Annotated in this window: 2 protein-coding genes and 1 other RNA gene; 1 reads left to right on the forward strand and 2 read right to left on the reverse strand. The window is 45.5% G+C overall.

The annotated features are described in order from the left end of the window. Positions 1–785 precede the first annotated feature (785 nt). Both Q0413_RS08355 and panB read right to left on the reverse strand, forming a co-directional pair. Positions 786–1,472, reverse strand: a complete 687-nt coding sequence (locus tag Q0413_RS08355; protein WP_298988511.1) for a hypothetical protein — start codon at positions 1,470–1,472, stop codon at positions 786–788. A gap of 420 nt (positions 1,473–1,892) precedes the next feature. Continuing rightward, positions 1,893–2,690, reverse strand: coding sequence for a 3-methyl-2-oxobutanoate hydroxymethyltransferase (panB, locus tag Q0413_RS08360; protein ID WP_298988512.1), 798 nt, complete (start codon positions 2,688–2,690; stop codon positions 1,893–1,895). Positions 2,691–2,788: 98 nt separating this feature from the next. On the opposite strand from panB, the gene ssrA reads away from it, so the two are divergent. After that, positions 2,789–3,150: a transfer-messenger RNA gene (gene ssrA / locus Q0413_RS08365) on the forward strand. Positions 3,151–3,900: the final 750 nt, after the last annotated feature.

Consider the following 3,900-nt stretch of genomic DNA (forward strand, 5'->3'; position numbering starts at 1 on the left):
GTTTTTAAAATTTTAGCAAGTGTAGCGAAAAATGGCTAAATTTTGACAATTTTAAAGCGCCGTCTTTGCGAGCGCAATAAAATTTGCCGAGCGGAATTTTACGGTACGCGCTTAGGGCTGGGGCTAAAAAGCAGAGTACCCGTCGCGAAAGACCGCGAAATTTTAGCGCGACATTTTAAGGCTATACTCATGCCGCCGCGCCCGCTATGCCTTGGTGCGGAATTTTATTGCGGCGGTTTTCAAACAGCGCGCGAGTCGCTAACTGTGCTAAATTTTACGGCGCGGAATTTAGCGCGTAGAATTTAAGACTTTGGCGTTCGCGAGCGGTGATTACGAAGCGGCGGTGCGAAATTTGAGCGCGTAGAATTTAGTGTGAAATTTGGCTGTTTGAAAAATACGGGCAAAATTTTACGACGTGAAATTTGGCGCTGGAATTTTGCGATATTAAATTCAGCACCTGGAATTTTGCAACGTAATTTTGTCTCGTAGAATTTTTAATGCAGACCTCGTTTTTTGCGGCAGCGAGGCTTTAAATTCTACGCTTCAAGCTTCCCGGTACGCAGTTGGCTAGAATTCTATCTAATGAAGTCGATCAAAATTTCGCAAGAAATTCTGCGTAGAATTTTATGCAGAATTCTGCCTTGCGCACCTATGCGGATAGGTAAAATTTCGCGTGGAGTTTTGTCTTTCGCGACTGCTTGGAATTCGGCGCGGATTGTAAAATTTACCGCTAAGCTTAACGCGGGCTCGAGAGATTAAATTTATCCGTGCAATCTCGCAACGCCTTATCGATCGCTCTCTTTGATCAAGACACTTTTATTGTCGTCGTCACTCTTACAAAGCACTCTATAATCTGATATTTCAATTGCATATAAAAATACTACACCGTCGCTTTGAAATTTTCTCGAGCAGCCCTTAGCATATAGCTCGGCGAGTTTTGGACTATTGAGAACATAAAACTCATAGCTATCGGCAAAGTGCTCCATATAACTATAGGTGATGCTCGCCCAAGGTACTCGGTTATCGCCGCTTCTATTTAGCACGATGGTTCTGGCGTTTATCGCCGCGAGCTTTGATTTTAGCTCTGCAAACGTCTTTTTGTCCCAGCCGATGAGCTTTAACCCCTCGCCTATGCTCGGCGCATTATCTTTAAAAATGGAATTTGAATAAAATTTCGTCTTATTGCCGTCCATATAGATCCAAATATACTCATCGTCGTAGGCACTTTCGATCATGACGCGCGAATTTTTAGGGAAGTTGCGACCCGCAAAAGCTAACAGATCTAGGAATTTCTCGCGATTTTGCTCGTAATTTTGCATTAACGGGGCTTTTTTCAGCTCCATCGCATCTTTATCAACGGAAAAGAACTCAAATAGCAAAAATATCGTCAAAATTATTAAAATAGGCAATACCACTATGATAAAGAAATAACCCGTAACCACGGCTATGATGATTTTTAAAGCTTTAGCCAAATTTTCTCCTTAAATTTTATAAGCCGTTTAGGCCTGATGGCTGGTTTATGTTTGAGCTCTACGGCTACGTGCGTAAAATTTAGCGCTCATAGCGTATTTTAGAGCTGCAGGGTGCGAGAGCGTTCATGAAAAGCGCTCGCGAATTGCAGTCGGCAACAGAAATAGCGCCCGCATGCAGAAGCGCGCAAACTCTCGCACGGCGCCCCGTATAAAATATACCGCGCAGAGTATCCGCCCAAAGTGCCTGCGATCTCTCGCACTAGCTAAAGCGCTCGCAATCGCTCGCGCCAAATAAATTTCAAGCGGCGCGAGCTGTTTACGTAGCCTGCGGCGCGCGAAAATGAAGCATTAATTTAAGACAAGCGGGACTTTATGGCTAGAATTTCGGCGCGTAAATTTTAAAATTTAGCCCAAATCTCGCTACTGCTTATATTCAAACTCCTCGCTCGGGAAGCCCCCCTCTTTGACTTCGCGCGCGTATTCGCGCACCGCGCCTTTTACCAGCTCGGCGCCGTCTAAATAACGCTTAACGAATTTTGGCCGAAACTCCGTGAAAAACCCGCACATATCGCTCCACACGAGCACCTGTCCGTCTATGCCCGCGCCCGCGCCGATGCCGATGACGGGCACGTCGGTGCCGAGCGCCACTTGATTTGCAACCGCAGAGATCGTGCCCTCCACCAGCAGTAGCACCGCGCCCGCCTCGACAAGCGCTCTAGCGTCGTTTAAGACCTCGCGCGCGCCCTCTTCGCCGCGCCCGCTTACCTTGTAGCCGCCCGTAAAGCGCGAAAACTGCGGCTTTAGCCCGATGTGGCTCATCACGGCGATACCGTTTCGATTAAGCAGCGCCACGGTATCTGCCATATGCGCGCCGCCTTCGATCTTGACGGCGTCGCAGCCGGTGCTCTCATAGACTTTGACGCAGTTTTGTAGCGCGGGCTCTGGCGTCGCGCACGAGCAAAACGGCATATCCACGACCATATACGCTCGCTTGAGCCCCCGTCTTACGGCGCGCGCGTGATAGATCATCTGCTCTACGCTTGCGCCCAGGGTCTCGGAGTGCCCGCCGAAGCTCATATTTAGGCTGTCGCCTACGAGTACCATATCGACTCCGTCGTCGAAAATTTTAGCAAAAAGCGCGTCATAGGCGGTGATCATCACGATCTTTTCGCCGGATTTTTTCATCTCGTATAATTTAGAAAGCGTGATTTTTGACATTTTGGCTCCTTGATTTAGTTAAAATTTGAACGCAATTCTAGCATAAGCCGAATTTGACATTTATAAAATTTTAAAGTAAAATGCGCGCGCATTCTTTCGGGGGTGACTTGGCTTCGACGGGAACGGATGGGTCAAGGCGGCATGTCGCTTTGGATACAGCGTATAAAATCCAAACTAAATTTAAACGCAAACAACGTTAAATTTGCTCCTGCTTACGCTAAAGCTGCGTAAGTCCAGTCGAGCCCTACTCTGCGCCGATACTATCTAAGCGCGGCGGCGGGTAATCTGCGATAGCGTAGCTCTGCGGCGTGACGAGCCGTAGGGTGAAACTCTAGTCTTTGCGCCGGCGGGTCGTTTTGGAAAGTGAGCGAGCCTGCGCGAGAACTTCACTTTTGCTAAACATGTAGAGGCTTTGGTCGTTTGTTTTCGGACTGCGGTTCAATCCCGCACACCTCCACCAATTATCTATTTTTAAATTTTAATTACTTCTTTTAGTTGCATTTGGTTTTTGCGCGCAGGCACCTATCTTAAATTTTAGTCGTTCCAGCCTCTTTCATTTTTATTTTAGATATAATCTTTTCCGAAATATTAGGAGTCTTATTAGGGGCTTTTTCGCATTAGGGGTTTCTCATATGAACAAAGGCGTATATTTTGCTAAAATTCGCCGGCGGGAGCGTCAAAAGCATCAAGAAGTACAAGACGCGATACGCAATATTATAGAAGAGAGGAAAAAGAGATAAATAAATTTGTTGTGCTGTCATTGGCATATGTCGCTTTGCTAGCGGGGTGTACCCTTAATAATCGCTTTTTTATTCCGGGCACAAATGAATATAAAAGTACTTGCGGTTTTATTTTTCATGACTATATACCTGATGATAAATTTTATATACCGAGGGGCTTTGACGATTTTTTAGATATATATTCAAGATCTAAAAGCCAAAAAAGCGGTGAATATGAATATAAGCTAGTAGAGACCTTATCTCACTATTATAATGGCACATCAACTATGGTTCCGATAGAATCTTGTGACGATAAGTGGTGTAAAATTTACTATCCTTGCGGCGATACGGAGTATTATGTCAAGAAGGATAAAATACAACGGCTTTATGACCTAATGTATCCAAATAAAAGATAGGACGCATTTTAAGTAGGAGGAGAGATGAGAAATTTTGTTATATCTTTTGTCGCATTATGCCTATATGGGTGCAGT

Source organism: uncultured Campylobacter sp. (assembly GCF_938045465.1).
Taxonomy (GTDB): domain Bacteria; phylum Campylobacterota; class Campylobacteria; order Campylobacterales; family Campylobacteraceae; genus Campylobacter_B.

Bases quoted from the DNA above. Each gene is read 5' to 3' on its own strand.
- panB (WP_298988512.1), bottom strand. From the start codon at position 2,690: ATGTCAAAAATCACGCTTTCTAAATTATACGAGATGAAAAAATCCGGC.